The 17,784-nt window shown below is 71.0% G+C and carries 18 protein-coding genes and 1 tRNA gene; 13 read left to right on the top strand and 6 right to left on the bottom strand.

Translation table 11 applies throughout. The features are described 5' to 3' along the window. Positions 1 to 104: 104 nt before the first annotated feature. From ACZ7GZ_RS30185 to ACZ7GZ_RS30145, 9 genes are all read left to right on the top strand, one after another. Positions 105 to 311, top strand: a complete 207-nt coding sequence (locus ACZ7GZ_RS30185; RefSeq protein ID WP_471029057.1) for a hypothetical protein — start codon at positions 105 to 107, stop codon at positions 309 to 311. Positions 312 to 609: 298 nt separating this feature from the next. Beyond that, positions 610 to 1,143 (top strand): tRNA adenosine deaminase-associated protein, encoded by a 534-nt coding sequence (locus ACZ7GZ_RS30180; protein WP_471029056.1) that lies wholly within the window; start codon positions 610 to 612, stop codon positions 1,141 to 1,143. 59 nt (positions 1,144 to 1,202) lie between these two features. After that, positions 1,203 to 1,634 carry a tRNA adenosine(34) deaminase TadA gene (gene tadA / locus ACZ7GZ_RS30175; RefSeq protein WP_471029054.1) on the top strand — a complete coding sequence of 144 codons (432 nt, stop codon included), beginning with the start codon at positions 1,203 to 1,205 and terminating at the stop codon, positions 1,632 to 1,634. A gap of 57 nt (positions 1,635 to 1,691) precedes the next feature. Continuing rightward, a tRNA-Ser gene (locus ACZ7GZ_RS30170) sits at positions 1,692 to 1,776 on the top strand. A 320-nt stretch (positions 1,777 to 2,096) separates the two neighbouring features. Beyond that, entirely contained in the window at positions 2,097 to 2,276 is a 180-nt protein-coding gene (locus ACZ7GZ_RS30165; RefSeq protein ID WP_103817756.1) for a hypothetical protein, read from the top strand. Positions 2,277 to 2,286: 10 nt separating this feature from the next. Continuing rightward, a complete protein-coding gene (locus ACZ7GZ_RS30160) occupies positions 2,287 to 2,580 on the top strand; it encodes a Dabb family protein (protein WP_470811315.1) in 294 nt (97 codons plus the stop codon). Positions 2,581 to 2,710: 130 nt separating this feature from the next. After that, on the top strand, positions 2,711 to 3,601 hold the full coding sequence (locus ACZ7GZ_RS30155) for an RNA polymerase sigma factor SigF (protein ID WP_471028983.1): 891 nt from the start codon (positions 2,711 to 2,713) through the stop codon (positions 3,599 to 3,601). A gap of 362 nt (positions 3,602 to 3,963) precedes the next feature. Beyond that, complete coding sequence (locus ACZ7GZ_RS30150) at positions 3,964 to 4,902, top strand: RNA polymerase sigma factor SigF (RefSeq protein WP_471028982.1); 939 nt, start codon at positions 3,964 to 3,966, stop codon at positions 4,900 to 4,902. A gap of 38 nt (positions 4,903 to 4,940) precedes the next feature. Continuing rightward, on the top strand, positions 4,941 to 5,705 hold the full coding sequence (locus ACZ7GZ_RS30145) for a hypothetical protein (protein WP_471028981.1): 765 nt from the start codon (positions 4,941 to 4,943) through the stop codon (positions 5,703 to 5,705). A gap of 3 nt (positions 5,706 to 5,708) precedes the next feature. Here ACZ7GZ_RS30145 and ACZ7GZ_RS30140 read toward each other — a convergent pair whose 3' ends face one another. Beyond that, positions 5,709 to 5,906 (bottom strand): hypothetical protein, encoded by a 198-nt coding sequence (locus ACZ7GZ_RS30140; protein ID WP_471028980.1) that lies wholly within the window; start codon positions 5,904 to 5,906, stop codon positions 5,709 to 5,711. Positions 5,907 to 6,111: 205 nt separating this feature from the next. Between ACZ7GZ_RS30140 and ACZ7GZ_RS30135 the strand changes: the two genes are divergently transcribed. The 4 genes from ACZ7GZ_RS30135 (at position 6,112) to ACZ7GZ_RS30120 (ending at position 10,529) form a co-directional block, all read left to right on the top strand. Next, positions 6,112 to 6,615: a MarR family winged helix-turn-helix transcriptional regulator gene (locus ACZ7GZ_RS30135; protein ID WP_471028979.1), complete on the top strand. Its 504-nt coding sequence runs from the start codon at positions 6,112 to 6,114 to the stop codon at positions 6,613 to 6,615. An 85-nt stretch (positions 6,616 to 6,700) separates the two neighbouring features. Then, positions 6,701 to 9,187, top strand: coding sequence for an MFS transporter (locus ACZ7GZ_RS30130; RefSeq protein WP_471029053.1), 2,487 nt, complete (start codon positions 6,701 to 6,703; stop codon positions 9,185 to 9,187). Positions 9,188 to 9,278: 91 nt separating this feature from the next. Next, the gene (locus ACZ7GZ_RS30125; RefSeq protein ID WP_471028977.1) at positions 9,279 to 10,100 is read left to right on the top strand and encodes a YceI family protein; all 822 of its coding nucleotides are present in this window, start codon (positions 9,279 to 9,281) and stop codon (positions 10,098 to 10,100) included. 60 nt (positions 10,101 to 10,160) lie between these two features. Further along, positions 10,161 to 10,529 (top strand): pyridoxamine 5'-phosphate oxidase family protein, encoded by a 369-nt coding sequence (locus tag ACZ7GZ_RS30120; RefSeq protein WP_471029052.1) that lies wholly within the window; start codon positions 10,161 to 10,163, stop codon positions 10,527 to 10,529. Here ACZ7GZ_RS30120 and ACZ7GZ_RS30115 read toward each other — a convergent pair whose 3' ends face one another. The 5 genes from ACZ7GZ_RS30115 to ACZ7GZ_RS30095 all read right to left on the bottom strand — a co-directional run bounded on the left by ACZ7GZ_RS30115 (position 10,530) and on the right by ACZ7GZ_RS30095 (position 17,700). Further along, entirely contained in the window at positions 10,530 to 11,291 is a 762-nt protein-coding gene (locus ACZ7GZ_RS30115) for a TetR/AcrR family transcriptional regulator (RefSeq protein WP_471028976.1), read from the bottom strand. A 325-nt stretch (positions 11,292 to 11,616) separates the two neighbouring features. Beyond that, the gene (locus ACZ7GZ_RS30110; protein ID WP_471028975.1) at positions 11,617 to 13,863 is read right to left on the bottom strand and encodes an ArnT family glycosyltransferase; all 2,247 of its coding nucleotides are present in this window, start codon (positions 13,861 to 13,863) and stop codon (positions 11,617 to 11,619) included. After that, a complete protein-coding gene (locus ACZ7GZ_RS30105; protein ID WP_471028974.1) occupies positions 13,860 to 15,353 on the bottom strand; it encodes a bifunctional glycosyltransferase family 2/GtrA family protein in 1,494 nt (497 codons plus the stop codon). The genes ACZ7GZ_RS30110 and ACZ7GZ_RS30105 overlap by 4 nt, the downstream gene beginning before the upstream one ends. Before the next feature lie 14 nt (positions 15,354 to 15,367). Beyond that, a complete protein-coding gene (locus ACZ7GZ_RS30100; protein ID WP_471028973.1) occupies positions 15,368 to 16,963 on the bottom strand; it encodes an ATP-binding protein in 1,596 nt (531 codons plus the stop codon). Then, positions 16,960 to 17,700: a response regulator transcription factor gene (locus tag ACZ7GZ_RS30095; protein WP_471028972.1), complete on the bottom strand. Its 741-nt coding sequence runs from the start codon at positions 17,698 to 17,700 to the stop codon at positions 16,960 to 16,962. Before ACZ7GZ_RS30095 ends, ACZ7GZ_RS30100 begins: the two co-directional genes overlap by 4 nt. Between the last annotated feature and the right edge of the window lie 84 nt (positions 17,701 to 17,784).

Genomic DNA, 17,784 nt, shown 5'->3' with positions numbered 1-17,784 from the left:
GCCCCTAACGGTACCCGCGCCCGGCACCCCGCCGACGCTGGCGTCGGACCCGCCGTCCGAGGGAAAGTGGGAGGGACGGACTGGGGTGGTGTGACGTGCCTGACCTGCCTGAGCTGCCCGATGACGCGGGCGCCGATCCCGAGATAGCCGAGCCCGCGGCGCCGGAGACGGACGCCGAGCGGCGCCGCCGGCGCGCCCAGTTCCTGCGCGACCTCGCCGAGGCCCGCGCGCTGCGCGCCCGGGTCCAGCCGCGACGCGCCAAGGCCGCACGGCTGCGCCACGCGATGCGCATGCGGACGTTCCGCTGGTAGGGAGGACCCCTGTGAGCTCTGTGAGCAGGACACCGCGGGGAAAGTTCCGGGTGCGTAAGTTGCGGGCGCGCTCCGGTGTTTGCGCGGTGGGCGTGCGTGAGCGCCTGGAAAAGCCGCGTACGATCCGCAGGTGGCGGCAACGAACGCTCAACACACAGGGAGCCGAAGACGTCCCCTGAAAGCCTTGTTTCTGCCACGATTCCGAGTGGGTGGGGCTCGGAGCCCAGCTCTCTCCGCCCAAGTACCTCCGCCGGGGGGACCCCCAACCGGCACGCCTATGACCAGTGGGAGAGTCACGGTGTACTTCGCCGCACTGCTCGCGCGCACCGAAGACGGGTGGGAAGCGAGCGACACAGAGCTCGACGATGTGGAGACCCTGTCGGATCTGGCCGACCTGGCCCGGGAAGCCTCTCCCGACGAGGACACGGTGCTCGTCCTGATCGAGCAGGAGGACGCCTGGTTCGGCGTCGTCCGCGTGGACGGCGAGGACGACCCTCGCATCTACGTCTCGGACGCCGCCGCCGCCCAGCGCAGCGCGTACGGCGAGCTGCTGCTCACCGACGAGCTGCTCGGCCGGGAGCCGGGTGCCGACGACGGCCCCGACCTGGACTCCCTGGACCTCGACGGTACGGAGGACGGCGAGTCCGAGTCCGACGAGGACGACGGGGAGGGCGGCGCCGACGCGGTCCCGCACAGCCCGGTCGGCGACAGCCAGATCCTCGACGACCTGGGCATCAGCGAGAAGGAACTGCGCGTCCTGGACGCCGATGACGCGCTCAGCTCGATCGCCGAGGCCCTGGGCGCCTCGGAGGTGCTGGAGACCGTCCGCTGACCGCGGCACAGAACACGCACGGCTCCGTGGACCCGGTACGCGACCGCTGGCGGGCCGCGATGCGGCTCGCCCTGGACGAGGCCGAGCGGGCCGTCCTGGGCGGGGACGTCCCCGTCGGCGCCGTCGTACTGTCCCCGGACGGTACGACGGTGCTGGCCGCCGCGCACAACGAGCGCGAGGCCACCGGCGATCCCACGGCCCACGCCGAGGTCCTCGCGATCCGGCGGGCGGCTGCCCGGCTCGGGGAGTGGCGGCTGGCCGGCTGCACGCTCGTGGTCACCCTGGAGCCGTGCACGATGTGCGCGGGCGCGATCGTCCAGTCCCGGATCGACCGGGTCGTCTACGGCGCCCGGGACGACAAGGCGGGTGCGGCGGGTTCGCTCTGGGACGTGATCCGCGACCGGCGGCTCAATCACCGTCCGGAAGTCGTGGAGGGTGTTCTCGCGGCGGAGTGCGCGCGGCTTCTCACCGAGTTTTTCCGGGACCGGTGACGGTGCCGCCGAATTCCGATTTCAAACCATGCCCCACCTTGCTGTAAGGTCTCCCTCGGTAGCGTGTCCGAGCGGCCGAAGGAGCTCGCCTCGAAAGCGAGTGTGGCGCAAGTCACCGAGGGTTCAAATCCCTCCGCTACCGCTTCAGAAGGGCCCCGTTGAAAGACGGGGCCCTTCGTCCGTTCCGGGAAGGGGACGGACGGGGAACGGACCCTCAAGTGCGCGCCGCCTTCAGGCGATCCGGCGGCCCGCACCCCGCGGTCGGGGCCCGTCCCCGGCCCGCGGATTCCTGCCGGACCCCGCCGGGCTCGGTGTCCGGCGTGCCCGGCGCGGCGCCCGTACGGGCCCGGCAAAGGACCTCGGACGGCGGGCCGTTGGTCCTCCCAAAGGGGTGTGAAGGTTACACTCACCGCCGGCAGCAGGGGGCCCACAGGGCGCAGGCACAGCACAGGGGAGGCCGCGGTGGCGGTGAACGCCAAGAAGATCGCCGTATACGTGCTCGTGGTCTTCGCGCTGTACGTGATCATCACGGACCCGGCCAAGGCGGCCGACTACGTCCAGATAGGCTTCGAGGGCATATCGGACGCGGCCAAGGCCATCGGCGACTTCATGACCTGGGTCGCCCACGGAGGAAAGAGCTGAGGTACCCCCCATGATCCGCCACCTGGTCCTCTTCAGGCTCAACGAGGGTGTCGAGCGCGACGATCCGCGGGTCGTGGCAGGCGTGGAGGCCTTCAGGGCACTCGGCGGCCAGATCGAGGAGCTGCGCTTCTGGGAGTGCGGCTGGAACATCAGCGACCGGCCGATCGCCCACGACTTCGCGATCAACTCGGCGGTCGAGGACACCGACGCCCTCAAGCGCTATCTGGAGCACCCGGCCCACCAGGCGGGCGTCGCGTTGTGGCGCGAGTTCGCCACGTGGGTGATCGCCGACTACGAATTCTGACTTCCCGCGCCAAGAGCCCTCCGCCGTTCCGGCGGGGGGCTTTCCTGTATTTACGCCCCAACTTGTCATTGTTTGAGCACAACACGGCGTTATGCGGTGCTTGCACACAGTGCACATCTCTTGTGATGCTATGACCACTTTTGACGGATGGTTGATCGATGAAGAGGTGGCGTTGACCGTGTCGGCCAGTACTGCGCCGCCCCAGGAGGAGGCGGCCGCTCCCGCCTGCGAACCCGCTCCCGTGGCCCCAGAGAAGCGGCGCGGCGCCGACACGCGAGCCCTCACCCAGGTGCTCTTCGCCGAACTGAAGGAGCTCACCCCGGGCACGCCGGAGCACAACCGCGTGCGGGGGACGCTGATCGAGGCGAACCTCCCGCTCGTGCGCTACGCGGCCGCCCGATTCCGCTCCCGCAACGAGCCGATGGAGGACGTGATCCAGGTCGGCACCATCGGCCTGATCAACGCCATCGACCGCTTCGACCCGGACCGGGGCGTGCAGTTCCCGACCTTCGCGATGCCGACCGTGGTCGGCGAGATCAAGCGCTACTTCCGGGACAACGTCCGCACGGTCCACGTACCGCGCCGGCTGCACGAGCTGTGGGTGCAGGTCAACAGCGCCACCGAGGACCTCACCACCCTCTACGGCCGCTCACCGACCACCGCCGAGATCGCCGAGCGGCTGCGCATCACCGAGGACGAGGTTCTGGGCTGCATCGAGGCGGGACGCTCGTACCACGCCACCTCGCTGGAGGCCGCGCAGGAGGGCGACGGACTGCCCGGCCTGCTGGACCGGATCGGCTACGAGGACCCGGCCCTGGACGGCGTGGAACACCGCGACCTGGTCCGGCATCTGCTCGTCCAACTCCCCGAACGCGAACAGAGAATCCTTCTCCTGCGCTACTACAGCAATCTCACCCAGTCACAGATCAGCGCGGAACTCGGCGTCTCCCAGATGCATGTCTCCCGGCTCCTCGCCCGCAGCTTCCAGCGACTGCGCTCCGCGAATCGCATCGACGCGTAGAAGGACGTCGAGGCACAGAAGGACATCGGCGCACGGAAGGACTCGCGGCGAAGCACAGCGGGCGCACGGAAGCACATCCACGAACACCCCCTGCATCGCAAACCCGCTCGATCCATCACCGCAGCGAGCGAATCGCTCACCAGCGCAGATGCCGACAGTTGGAAGCCGAAAAGGCGTCAGACCCCTTCTTTCCAGGGCTGATTCACCTCTCTCATGTCGACATGTCACTACAGCGTGTTGCCGACATGTGACATTCTGCGGGAGACGCGTTTGCCGGGCCTTCGGCTCCGGTATTCAGGTGAAGGCTGCGTTGCTCGAAAGACTGCGCCGCCCCGACCGTCCCGCGACCCAAAGGGGGTGGCATGTCCGCAGACCAGGGCAGCTCGAAGGTGCTGACGCCCGCGAAGAGCGAGGCAGCGCCCAAGGAGCTCGACGCTTTCGACGTCCTCGACGGCATCGAGGGCGTCACGGCCCTCGATGCCGTGCCGGCCCCGCCCGCCCAGGCGGCCGCCGACACACCGGCCCCGCCGGCGTCGGGGGACATCGACACCCGCACCCTGTCCCGCTCCCTGTTCCTGCGGCTCGCCGCACTCGGCGAGGAGAGCCCCGAGCGGGCCTACGTCCGGGACACGCTGATCGAGCTGAACCTGCCGCTGGTCCGCTACGCGGCCGCGCGCTTCCGCTCCCGCAACGAGCCGATGGAGGACATCGTCCAGGTCGGCACCATCGGCCTGATCAAGGCGATCGACCGGTTCGACTGCGAACGGGGGGTGGAGTTCCCGACCTTCGCGATGCCGACGGTGGTCGGCGAGATCAAGCGCTTCTTCCGGGACACCTCCTGGTCGGTCCGCGTCCCGCGCCGGCTCCAGGAGCTGCGCCTGGCCCTGACCAAGGCCAGCGACGAGCTGTCCCAGAAGCTGGACCGCTCCCCGACGGTGACGGAGCTGGCCGCGGTACTCGGCGTCTCCGAGGAGGACGTGGTCGACGGCCTCGCGGTCGGCAACGCCTACACCGCCTCCTCGCTGGACTCCCCCGCCCCCGAGGACGACGGCGGCGAGGGCTCCCTGGCCGACCGGCTCGGCTACGAGGACACGGCCCTGGAGGGCGTGGAGTACCGCGAGTCCCTCAAGCCCCTGCTGGCCAAGCTGCCGCCCCGGGAACGCCGGATCATCATGCTGCGCTTCTTCGCCAACATGACCCAGTCGCAGATCGGCGAGGAGGTCGGCATCTCCCAGATGCACGTCTCCCGCTTGCTGACCCGGACACTGGGCCAGCTGCGGGAGGGCCTGATCTCGGACTGACCCTTCAGTTCTGACACCCCGTCAGCCACACTGGCCCGATGCTGGGAGCGACCGGGTCGGGCAGGACGGCGGGGACGACATGGACACGTGGCCGCCGAGGCGCCGTTACGGCAGCGTCGGCGGCCGTCGTCGTCCTGGGCGGGGTACTGGCCGCGTACGCGGACCACGGGCCGGGCGGCGGCTACGTCGCGGTCGGCTCGGCGGGCGGTTCCGGGAAGCAGAGCGCGGCGAGCACACCGACGGGCTCGGTGTCACTGGTACCGCTGGACGGCAGCCGACACCCCGTCGGAGCCGAATCGCCCTCCGCGGCGCCCGATCCACCGCGGCCGGGCAGCGGACCGACCGCCCCCGGCACCCCGGTGCGGCCCACACCCACGCCGGGCACGCCGGACCCTTCCGGCAGTACGGGCGACGGACCCGGCGGCACGGACGGTCGTACGGCACCGCCCCCCGGCGCCTCACCCAGCCCAACTCCCGGCCGCGGCACGCCACCCGCACCCGCCGACCTGTCCTGGGGGAAACCGGCGACCGAGGCGGCGGATCAGCGCTGGTGCCAGAAGGTGACCGTCGCCTTCCGCAACTCCGGAGGTACGGCGGTGCGTTCGGGTTCGGTGAGTTTCGGCACGCACATCGTCGGCGCGCTCGGCATCGACTGGGGGACGGTCACCTCGACGGTGGACCTTCCGGCACCGGTCGCTGCGGGCGCGCACAAGGATCACACGTGGACCGTGTGCGTCGACGCCTGGCGCGTACCGCTCGGCATGCACATCGAGACGCGGGACGTCTCGGTGGAGTGGAAGTGACGCCTACTTCAGCGCCAGCCAGGCGACGCCGGCCACCACGGCCAGGGCCACGATGACGCCGATGATCACGCCGACGCGGGGACCGGAGGGAGCGGCGGCCTGCGCCTGGCGCCCCTGGGGAGCCTCGTCGACGAACGCGCGGAACATCTGGGTGCTGCCGGCGGGGTCGTAATTGCCCTGGGGGCCCTGGGTGTTAGCCATGGCCCGAGACACTAGCGAATCCGCGTGAGCGACCCAAGTGCGGGGCCACCGGGACAGACGGGGGCAGCCCACCCCCACCCGCCTGGACATTTACGTTTGCAATACTTACCTTTGCCAATTTTTTGCGACCTCGCCACCGGATTTGTTTGCCTGCAGCAACCAAACATAGCTATGGTTGCCCCAAGCAACGAATACGGGAGGTGTGATGGCCGAGCGGGCGCAGTTTGAAGAGCTGGCGCGTCAGCTCAGTGCCGTCGGAGCCGTGAAACGGGACATGGGGCGGATCCTGCCGCCCGACTGCCCGGCCGGCTCGGCCGCCGTGCTGACTCTGCTCGGCCGGCACGGAGACATGCGCATGAGCAAGCTCGCGGAGCTGCTCGCCGTGGACATGTCGGTGACCAGCCGGCATGTCGCGCACGTCGCCGCGCGCGGCTGGATCGAACGGCACCCGGACCCGGCGGACAAGCGCTCGCGCATCCTGCGCCTGACGCCCGCCGGCCTGGAGCAGCTCGAGGAGCTGTCCCGGCGCACCACGCGTCTGCTCGCCGAGCGGCTCGCCGACTGGACCGACGACGAGGTGGGCCAGCTGATCCGGCTGATGACCCGCCTGCGCGAGTCCTTCGGCGACTGCCGCACCGCGTTCCGGCTCCCGGCCTCCGTGGCCGCTCCCGTAGTCGAAGAGACCACCCGTACACCCGCAAGCACGTAAGAAAAGGAAGCCCATGGCAACGACCACACCAGCCGGTGTGCGGGCTCACGCCAAACACGGGGGAGGCGCGGACGCCCACGCCCCGATGACGCACCGGCAGATCATGGAGGCCCTGTCCGGGCTGCTGCTCGGGATGTTCGTGGCGATCCTGTCGTCCACGATCGTCTCCAACGCCCTGCCGCACATCATCGGGGACCTCGGCGGCGGCCAGTCCGCCTACACCTGGGTGGTCACCGCCGCCCTGCTGTCGATGACCGCGGCCACTCCCCTGTGGGGCAAGCTCGCCGACCTGTACAGCAAGAAGGCTCTCGTCCAGATAGCCCTGATCATCTATGTCGTCGCCTCGATGGCGGCCGGTCTGTCGCAGAACCCCGGCATGCTCATCACCTTCCGGGTGTTCCAGGGCATCGGCGTCGGCGGTCTGTCCGCCCTGGCGCAGATCGTCATGGCGGCGATGATCTCCCCGCGTGAGCGCGGCCGGTACTCCGGCTACCTGGGTGCCACCTTCGCCGTCGCCACCGTCGGCGGCCCGCTGCTCGGCGGTGTCATCACGGACACCTCCTGGCTGGGCTGGCGCTGGTGCTTCTACGTCGGTGTCCCCTTCGCGATCATCGCGCTGATCGTGCTGCAGAAGACCCTGCACCTGCCCGTGGTCAAGCGGGAGGTCAAGGTCGACTGGGCCGGCGCGTCCGTCATCTCCGCCGCCGTCTCCCTGCTGCTGATCTGGGTCACCTTCGCCGGTGACAAGTACGACTGGCTGTCCTGGCAGACCTACGCCATGGTCGGCGGTTCGATCGTCCTCGGCGCGCTGTTCGTGCTCGTCGAGGCCAAGGCGAGCGAGCCGATCATCCCGCTGCGCCTGTTCAGGAACCGCACCATCACCCTCGCGTCGCTCGCCTCGCTGTTCGTCGGTGTCGCGATGTTCACCGGCACTGTGTTCTTCAGCCAGTACTTCCAGCTGGCCCGCGACAAGTCCCCGACGATGTCGGGCGTCATGACCATCCCGATGATCGGCGGTCTGTTCGTCTCCTCGACCGTCTCGGGTCAGTTCATCACCCGCACCGGCCGCTGGAAGGCGTGGCTGGTCAGCGGTGGCGTCCTGGTCACGGCCGGTCTGGTGCTGCTCGGCGGCATCCGGTACGACACCGCCTACTGGAAGATGGCCGTCTTCATGGCGCTGCTGGGTCTCGGCATCGGCATGATGATGCAGAACCTGGTGCTCGCCACGCAGAACCAGGTGGCCCCCTCCGACCTCGGCTCGGCCAGCTCCACGGTGACCTTCTTCCGCTCCCTCGGCGGTGCGGTCGGCGTCTCCGCGCTGGGCGCGGTGATGTCCCGCCGGATCACCCACTACGTCCAGGACGGCGTCGCCGCCCTGAGCCCCAAGTACCAGGCGGCCCTGGCCGGCAGCTCGGGCTCGACCGACAGCATCCCGGACATGGACAAGCTCCCGGCGCCGATCCGGACGCTGCTGGAGAGCGCCTACGGCCACGGCATCGCCGACGTCTTCTTCATCGCCGGCTGCCTCGCCGCCGCCGCCTTCCTGATCACCCTGTTCATCAAGGAGGTCCCGCTGAAGACGAAGGGCGCGCTCGCACAGGCCGCCGAGGGCGGGGCCCCCGTGGCCGGCCCGGCCGCCACCCCCGTCGAGGCCGGCCTGGAGAACGCCGGGCAGGAACCCGCGCAGGAGAAGGTGCCCAGCTGGGCCGAGCCCGTCGTCGCGGCGGACCGCTTCCAGGAGGCGCCGGCCACCGCGACCGCCACCCGGCAGATGACCGCCGTCGCCATGCTCGCCGAGCCCGGCACCGGTGGCGGCACCCCGGTGCACGGCTTCGTCCGGGGCGCCGAGAGCGCCCCGGTCCCCCAGGCCGCGGTCACCCTGATCTCGCTGTCCGGCCGCCAGCTGGGCCGCGCGGTCGCCCGGTCCGACGGTGCCTACGCGGTCGACGCCCCGGGCACGGGTTCGTACGTCCTGATCGCCTCCGCCGACGGCTACCAGCCGCAGGCTTCCACCATCGTGGTGGGCGAGGAGCCGCTGTCGTACGACATCCTGCTCAGCGGCACCAGCGGGCTGACCGGTGTGGTCCGGGCCGCCGGGAACGCGCTGCCGGTCAAGGACGCCATGGTGATCGTCACCGACGTGCGCGGTGACCTGCTGGCCACGGCCGCCACCGGGGAGCAGGGCGACTTCGCCTTCGGCGACCTGGTGCCGGGCGCGGTGACCGTCGCCGTCAACGCGAGCGGGTTCCGGCCCCGCGCGTTGCCGGTCGAGGTCGGCGCCACCGGGGTCACCCGGATCGAGGTCGACCTGGACGCGGGCGCCCGCCTCCAGGGTGTCGTCAGGGCCCCGCACGGCCCGCTGGCCGACGCCCGCGTGACGCTCGTCGACCAGGCGGGCAACGTGGTCGGCACCGCCACCACCGGTACGGACGGCGCGTACGCCTTCACCGACCTGGACAGCGGCGAGTACACCGTCATCGCGACGGGCTACCCGCCGGTGGCGACGGCCCTGACCGTCTCCGGCATCGGAGTCGACGGCCACGACATCCAGCTCGCCCACCCCGGCGAGTAGTCAGCCGCCGGCCTGTGGCACACGGACGTACGTGTGCCACAGGCCGGTTCTCTACGACCGATTTATAAGACTTTTTCAGGGAGTTGGCGGGATGGGACTGACCGCGAAGATCCGTACGCGGGACGGGTGGGCCGTGTCGCACGCGGTCGTCACGGTGACCGACATGACCGGTACGCAGGTGCTGCGCGCCGAGGCGGACGCCGAGGGAGCCGTACGGGATGCCACCGAGCTGTCGCCGGGGGCGTACACGGTGATCGTGACGGCCGTCGGCTACGCGCCCGCGGCCTCCTCCGCGATCGTCACCGCGAGCGGCCGGGCCGAGGTCGGCACGGTCACGCTCGCCCGGCAGGGCGGCACCGAACTGCCGCCGCCCGGGCCCTGGACCATCGACCCGGTGCACTCCTCCGTCGCCGCGGTCGCCCAGCACCTGGGGATCTCCAGCGTGCACGGCCGGTTCACGGAGTTCGGCGGCACGATCGAGATCGCGCCGGACGACGTCACCAGGTCCCGCGTGGCGGCGGTGATCAGGGCCGCGTCCATCGACACGGGCAACGGCATGCGCGACACGCATCTGAAGTCCGGGGACTTCCTCGACGTGGAGCGGCACCCCGAGATCACCTACCGCTCCACCGGGGTGACGGCCGCGGGTTCGGACCGCTGGACGGTCCACGGCGAGCTGTCCATGCACGGGGTCGTACGACCGGTGGACCTGGACCTGGCCTACCTCGGCACCGGCGGCGACCCGTGGGGCGGCACGCGCGCCGCGTTCCGCGCCACGGCGGAGCTGCACCGCGAGGACTTCGCGATGAACTACAACCAGGTCCTGCAGGCGGGCATCGCCGCGATCGGCACGACCCTGAAGGTCGAGCTGGACATCCAGGCGGTGCAGGGCGACTCGCCGCCCCAGGCGTAGGCACAGCGGGGTCAGCCACGGGGGCACACACCGCCCCTAGGTGCCCCCACGGCACCGAACATCGCGACCACCACCCGCGTCTCCCTGGACGAGCTGCTGGACTTCGTACGGCCCCGCCACCGCGCCCTGCTGATCACCCGCCGCGCCGGCGGCGGACCGCAGGCCTCCCCGCTGACCTGCGAGGTCGACGACTCGGGCCGGATCGTCGCGTCCGCCTACCCCGAGCGCGCCAAGACCCGCGACGCCTGGGGGTCCTTGGAACCGCTGGTCGAGTACTACCGCGACATCGCCGGTGAACACCCCGACTGGGACGAGTACCGGGAAGCCATGGTCAGGCAGGGCAAGTCCATCATCCGGGTCACCCCCGAACACTGGGGCCCGGTGGCCACCGGCGGCTTTCCGGCGCGGCTGGTGTCCGACGGGGAGTAGTCAGCCGCGCTCGACCATCGCCTCGATACCGGCGATCAGCAGGTCCAGGGCGAAGTCGAAGTCCCGGTCCATCATCTCGGCGACGGTGTCCCCACCGCGGGCGTCCATGATCTCCTTGGACTCCTGGAGGAGGTCCGCGGCCTGGGGGTGCCGCTGGGCCTCGGTCATGGACTGCTGGAAGTAGTCCTCGGGGGACAGCCCGGAGTCCGCGATCCGTCCCAGGAACTGCACCTCCAGCGTGCCGTAGCCGTACACGAACTGGAAGACGGCCGAGATGGCGCTCATCATGCGGTGCGCCGGCAGCCCGGTGCGCCGCACCACCCGCTGGACCACGCGGGAGTACGCCAGCGCGTTGGGGCCGATGTTGAGGTATTGCCCGGCCAGCGGCGACAGCCAGGGGTGGCGCACCAGCAGCGCCCGGTACGCGGCGGCCAGCCCCCGCAGCTGGTCCCGCCAGTCCTCCGCCGTGTCATCCGGGTCGGGCAGCGACAGCTCGCCGAAGGCCGCGTCCAGGGCGAGTTCGAGCAGGTCGTCCTTGGTGTCGACGTACCAGTACAGGGACATCGCGGTGACGTTCAGCTCCGCGGCCAGCCGCCGCATGGAGAACTTCGCCAGCCCCTCGGCGTCGAGCAGCCGTACGGACACCGAGGTGATCCGCTCCCGGTCGAGCCCCGAGGGCTGCCCCCCGCTCCGGCCGCCCCGGCGGGCCTTCCCCTCCCGCCAGACACTGGCTCGCGGAGACCGACCTGCTTCCTTTGCCACCAGCGCACCTTTCTACTTTCCGGCTACTGGTCCAACTTAAAGGGACACGGGGCCGCACCGGCATGCGGCTACCGCCGCGTCGGCGCGATCAACCGCCCACGCCCGCCGAGCCCTCAGCCAACCTTCCGCTCCGCCCGCCGCAGCAACCCCGGCGGTTCACGGGTGCGGTCGCCGGGGCCGTGCTGAGGTGGCCGCGTGCAGCTCGCGGGTGAGCGAGGGGATGGCCACGTTCAGGACGGTGCGGTTGGGGTGACCCGAGGACGTGGGCGCAGACATGTTGTACACCGCATAGCGGAAGATATACGGTGTACAATACGGTTTCTCCTCAGCTGTTCTTCCGCGTGAGGTCGTAGAACGTGGCGGAGCCGGCCGTGACCTTCTTGAAGGTGCTCTGGACCCAGGAGCTGATCCGCGAGGACGAGCCGGAGTTCGCGCCGGCGCCCATGCCCCCGCCGGCGATGAAGTAGTGGATCCTGCCTTCCGCCACGTACTTCTTGAACTGCGCCGGCGTCGGGGACGGGTCGGTGCCGTTGAAGCCGCCGATCGCCATCACCGGGTCACCGGTGGCGAGCTGGTAGCCGGCCGCGTTCTGGGAACCGACGGACGCGGCCACCCAGGTGTACTTCGAGGCGTCCTTCTCCAGCAGCTCCTTGGCGGCCGACGACACGTTCGCGCCGTTCAGCAGGCCGCCGGCGCCACCGCCCATGCCGCCTTCGCCCATCCGGCCACCACCGGGGAAGCCGTTGCCGTTCTGCCTGCCTTGCTGCCCCTGACCGTTCTGGCCCTGCCGGCCGGGCATGCCGCCGCCGAAGCCGCCGCCCGGGAACCCGCCGTTCTGGCCCTGACCGTTCTGGCCCTGCCGGCCCGGCATGCCACCGCCGAAGCCGCCGCCCGGGAACCCGCCGTTCTGCTGCCCCCGACCGTTCTGGCCCTGCCGGCCCGGCATCCCGCCGCCGAAGCCGCCCCGCATGCCGCCACCGCCGGGGCCCCGGCCGCCGCCGAAGCCCATCATGCTCGCGCCCGCCGGGCCGGCCGTCGGGATGGATCCCGTGTGCGCGGAGTCCACCGTGCTGAGGGTGTACGCCGTCGGTCCGGCGAGCGCGGCCACCAGGCCCACGGCCGCCGCCCCGAGGGCCGCCCGCCGGGAGATCCGGCCGGCGAAGACCAGGCCCAGGGCCGCCGCCAGACCGCCGATCAGCACCAGCCACTTCAGCCAGGGCAGGTACCCGGGGGTGCGGTTGAGCAGGACGTAACCCCAGGCCGCCGCGGCCACGACGGACGCGGCGACGGTGATCGACGCCCAGGTCTCCCCGCGCCTCTCCCACAGCAGTCCGGCCCCCATGCCGACGACGGCCGCGAGGTAGGGCGCGAGGGCCACCGTGTAGTACTGGTGGAAGATGCCCGCCATGTAGCTGAACACCACCATGGTGATCAGCAGCGAGCCGCCCCACACCAGGAACGAGGCCCGCGTGACGGACGTACGGCCGAGCTTGCGGGTCGCCCACAGGCCCGCGACCAGCAGGATCAGCGCGGCCGGGAGCAGCCAGGAGATCTGGCTGCCGATCTCGGAGTTGAACATCCGGTCCCAGCCGGTCTCTCCCCACTGCCCACCGCCCTTGCCGCCGCCCCCGGGGACGACGCTGCCGGTCTCGTCGCCGCTGATCCGGCCGAGGCCGTTGTAGCCGAAGGTCAGCTCCAGGAAGCTGTTGTTCTGCGAACCACCGATGTAGGGGCGCGAGGAGGCCGGCCACAGCTCGACGACCGCCACCCACCAGCCGCCGGCGACGACCAGCGCGACGGTGGCCAGGCCCAGCTGGACCAGGCGCTTGCGCAGCTTCACCGGACCGCAGACGGCGTAGACGAGCGCCAGCGGCGGCAGGACCAGGAAGGCCTGCAGGGTCTTGGCGAGGAAGGCGAAGCCGATCGCGGCCCCGCCAGCGACCAGCCACCTGGTCCGGCCGTCCTCCACCGCCCGTACGACGAAGTAGCAGGCCAGCGCCATCAGCAGGGCCAGCATCGCGTCCGGGTTGTTGAACCGGAACATCAGCGCGGCGACCGGGGTGAGCGCGAGCACCGCACCGGCGACCAGGCCAGCCACCGGGCTGAACCGGCGCCGCACGGCCGCGTGGACCACGGCCACCGTGCCCACGCCCATGAGGACCTCGGGTGTGAGGATCGCCCACGAGTTCAGGCCGAAGAGCCGGACCGACAGCTCCATCGGCCACATGAACGCCGACGGCTTGTCGACGGTGATCGCGTTGCCCCCGTCCAGCGAGCCGAAGAAGAACGCCTTCCAGGACGTGCTGCCGGCCTGTACGGCCGCCGAGTAGAAGGAGTTGGCGTAGCCCGAGGCGCTGAGGTCGTACAGGTAGAGCAGGAGGGTGGCCGCCAGCAGGCCGAGGAGGGCCGGGCGCGCCCAGCGCGGGTCCTCGGGCCGGCCGCGCCACAGTCTGCGGACGAAGGGCCGCTCGGGCGCGCCGGTCCCCTGCGCGTGCGGGGGTGCGCTCGGGGGCGGGCCCCCTACCGCGGCGCTGTCCTGGTCGCTGGCCGGCTGGTCGTAGTGGGTGGTCATCGGGGGTCCCCCGGGTCGGTGTCGTGAGGGCGCACCGGCTGCAGTCGCACGGTGGCGTCCCTCCAGCTGCCGTCCGCGGCTGTACCGGCGCGGACCTGGTTGGTCGTCGGGTAGGGGGCGTACGACTGCTGGTACGACTGCTGGTACGGCACCGGCCGCTGCGGCAGCGGTGCGTACGGGGCCGTCGGCGTGCCGCAGGCCGGTGAGGACGGGCCGTGGACGGCGGCCACCGGCGGGGCGGCGTCGGACTCGCCGCGGTCCGGGAAGACCCAGGCGCGGAAGAGCAGGAACCGCAGCACGGTCGCGGCGAGGTTGGCGGCGATGAGCACCGCCAGTTCGGTGGAGTGTGCCGGGTTGTCGCTGGCCGCGTTCAGGGCGGCCAGCGAACCGCTGGTCAGGGCGAGACCGATGCCGAAGACGACCAGGCCCCGCGCCTGGTGCCGTACGGCGCCGCCCCGGCCGCGCACCCCGAAGGTGAGCCGGCGGTTGGCGGCCGTGTTGGCGACCGCCGAGACCAGCAGCGCGAGGGCGTTGGCGATTTGGGAGCCGGAGAACTGCCGGAAGACGCCGTAGAGGAGGAGGTAGAAGAGGGTGGACAGGCCGCCCACGACACAGAACCCGACGAGCTGGCGGGCCAGTCCCGTGGGGACGTTGGTCAGTTCGCGGTCGCGCGGGTCGTCACCGAAGGGCCGGGTGAGCCGGTCCAGCGGCAGCGAGCCGCCGGCCAGTGCCTTGCCGACCCGCCAGACGCCCTTGAGGTCGTCGGTCGCGGTCTTCACGATGTGCACGGTGGAGTCGGGGTCGTCGACCCAGTCGACCGGCACCTCGTGGATCCTGAGCCCCGCCCGCTCGGCGAGCACCAGCATCTCGGTGTCGAAGAACCAGCCGGTGTCCTCCACCAGCGGCAGCAGCACCTGCGCCACATCCCGCCGGATGGCCTTGAAGCCGCACTGCGCGTCCGAGAAGCGGGCCTGGAGGGAGCCGCGCAGGATCAGGTTGTAGGCCCGGCTGACGAACTCCCGCTTCGGGCCGCGTACGACCCGGGAGGTGCGGGCGAGCCGGGAGCCGATCGCGAGGTCCGAGTGGCCGGAGATCAGCGGCGCCACCAGCGGCAGCAGGGCGTTCAGGTCGGTGGACAGGTCGACGTCCATGTAGGCGAGGATCGGCGCGTTCGAGGCCGACCACACGGTCCGCAGGGCCCGCCCCCGGCCCTTCTGCTCCAGACGGAAGGTGGTCACCTCGGGGATCTCCGCCTCCAGCCGCGCCGCCGCCAGCGGGGTGGCGTCCGTGGACGCGTTGTCCGCGATCGTGATGCGGAAGGCGTACGGGAAGGTGCGCGTGAGGTGCTCGTGCAGTCTGCGGACGCACGGCTGGAGGTCCTTCTCCTCGTTGTAGACGGGGATCACTACGTCCAGGACAGGCGTTCCGGCGTCTCCGGCCGGGAGGTGCTCCCGCGCCGGCAGGGTGCCGGGAGAAGAGTCGGTTCGCATGGGACCGACTCTCGTCAGGCGCCCTGTTCCACCCATGTGGTGGCGCTGTGCTGAACCTGTGAGTGCGACCGCCAGTCGGTTTCGCGGGCGGGCTGCGGCACGGCCGGGGCGAGCGCCGGCAGATGCACGGTGAACACCGTCCGCCCCGGGACGCTGTCCACGGTCACGGCACCGCCGTGCGCGGCGGCGACGGCCTGCACGATGGCGAGCCCGAGACCCGTGGACCCCGTTGCCCTGGACCGCGCGGAGTCCCCTCGGGCGAACCGCTCGAACACGTGCGGCAGCAGGTCCGGCGGAATGCCCTGCCCGTTGTCCTCGACATCGACGCACATCCACGGCCCGCGCCGCTGCACGCGCGCGGTGACGGTCGTACCGGGCGGGGTGTGCTTGCGGGCGTTGCCCAGCAGGTTGACCAGCACCTGCTGGATGCGGGCGGCGTCCGCGGACACGAGCGCGGGCTCGTCGGGCAGGTCGAGCCGCCAGCTGTGGTCCATGCCGGCCGCGCGGGAGTCACTGACGGTGTCCACGACCAGCGGGACGAGATCGGTCTGCTCGAACTGGAGGGGCCGTCCGGCATCGAGACGGGCCAGGAGGAGGAGATCCTCGACGAGGAGGGTCATGCGGCCCGCCTCGGACTCGATACGGCCGAGGGCGTGCCGCGTGTCGGGGCCCACCTGCTCGCGCCCGCGCCGGGTCAGCTCGGCGTAGCCCCGGATGGAGGCGAGGGGCGTGCGCAGTTCATGGCTGGCGTCCGCGACGAACTGCCGTACCCGCATCTCGCTCTGCTGCCGGGCGTGCAGCGCACCGTGCACATGGTCGAGCATCCGGTTGAGCGCGGAACCGACCTGACCGACCTCGGTGTGCGGGTCGCACTCGGACTCCGGGACCCGCTCGCTGAGGTTCACCTCGCCGGTGTGCAGGGGGAGTTCGGAGACCCGGGTGGCGGTGGCGGCCACCTTGCGCAGAGGGCGGGTGGCGACGCCGACGAGTACGTATCCGGCGATACCGGCGGCGCCGAGACCGGCGGCGGTGACGCTCACCTCGACGAGGACCAGGGTGTTGATCGTGTTGTCGACCGTCTCGGTCGGCAGGGCGACGTAGTAGGTGCCCTCGGCTCCGGTGACATACCGCACGAGGTACTCACCCAGGCCCGGGATGCCGACGGTGTGCGTCCCCGTGGTGGGCGCCGTGTTCAGGGCGGCCTTCTGCTCGTCGCTGAGGACGACGGCGTGGTTCCGCTGGAAGGGCCCGTTGTTGGTGGAGGCCCGCTGGGCGATGACCGCCCGGGTGACCGTGCCCTCCGTGCCGACCTCGGCGGCGATGGTCTTCAGCTGCGTCGGCCCCTCGACGAAGCCGGTGAGCCTGTCCCTCGGCCCGGAGTCGGGCATGCCGCCGGGCTTCATGGGCCCCGACAGGCGCTTGCCGGCCTCCGCCACCTGCCTCTCCAGCTGCTCGTACAGGTGGGACCGCAGCGCCACTGTGGTCACCGTCCCCATCACCGAACACACGACGGCGATCAGCGCCACGGAAGCGACGACAAGCCGGGCCCGCAGGGTCCGCGGCTGTCCCCCTCGTCGTTTCCGCGGACGTGGCCGTCGTCGCCGGCTCACGACACGGCGGGCTTGATCAGGTAACCGGCCCCGCGCCGGGTGTGGATCATCGGCTCACGCCCCGCGTCGATCTTCCGCCGCAGATACGAGATGTACAGCTCGACGACGTTGGCCTGCCCGCCGAAGTCGTACGACCAGACCCGGTCCAGTATCTGGGCCTTGCTGAGCACGCGCCGCGGGTTGCGCATGAGAAAGCGCAGCAGCTCGAACTCGGTGGCGGTCAGGTGGATGTTCTCCCCGGCCCGCGACACCTCGTGGCTGTCCTCGTCGAGCGTGAGGTCTCCGACGACGAGCACGGAGTCCGACCGCCGGTCGGCGGCCCCGGACCGCCGGATGAGCCCGCGCAGCCGGGCCACGACCTCCTCCAGGCTGAACGGCTTGGTGACGTAGTCGTCACCGCCGGCGGTGAGCCCGGCGATACGGTCCTCGACGGCGTCCTTGGCGGTCAGGAACAGGACGGGCACGTCCGGCAGCTCGCGGCGCAGCCGTCCCAGCACGGTGAGCCCGTCCATGTCGGGCAGCATCATGTCCAGTACGACGGCGTCGGGCCGGAACTCACGGGCGCTCTGGACGGCTCCCTGCCCGTCCCCCGCGCTCCTGATCTGCCAGCCCTCGTAACGAAGAGCCATGCTCAGCAGTTCGGTGATCGACAGCTCGTCGTCCACCACAAGCACGCGGACGGGGCTCCCGTCCGGCCTCAGCAGTTCGGTGCGCCCCTGGGGCGAGATCGTGGTCATGGTGGACACCCTGTCGGGGTCCTCTGAGAAGACGCTTTCCGATGTCTGTGATTTCCCTGAGAAACGCACAGGCGTCTCTCAGGA

The organism is Streptomyces sp. NPDC037288 (assembly GCF_055603265.1).
Note: the sequence above shows the minus strand (reverse complement) of the source record. Positions and strands in the feature narration are given on the sequence as shown.